This is a genomic window from Vibrio sp. 10N.222.49.C9 (assembly GCF_041474985.1).
In the GTDB taxonomy this organism is placed as follows: domain Bacteria; phylum Pseudomonadota; class Gammaproteobacteria; order Enterobacterales; family Vibrionaceae; genus Vibrio; species Vibrio crassostreae_C.
In genome coordinates, this window is record NZ_JBFRVD010000460.1 from 1 (window position 1) to 280 (window position 280).

The following is a 280-nucleotide window of genomic DNA, read 5'->3' on the forward strand; positions in this document are numbered from 1 at the left end:
AAATCACGACTACGAACTCAGTGCCTTTGTTAAAGGGGCGTACAGATTAAGTGTCGACGGGTTGGTTCAAGAGCAAGGTCTAGCATCAGACAGCGAGTACCGCTGGGTGCGTGTACCGTTCAACTCTGGAAGTCACACAATTGCAGACGTTACCTTGGGTATCCCTACCGAAGTGACACTGCCAGTAGAGGTTCATGACGCACAGTTCGTGAATTTCCGTGCAAATAGCGGGACAAGTGATGTTTGGGTTCAGCATGAGGGCAGCAGTGCAGGATTTGGT

General features: G+C 50.4%; 1 pseudogene. It reads left to right on the forward strand.

Annotation, left to right across the window (positions count from 1 at the left end):
* Positions 1–280 (forward strand): annotated as a pseudogene (locus AB4585_RS23985) (alginate lyase precursor); the annotation flags it as partial.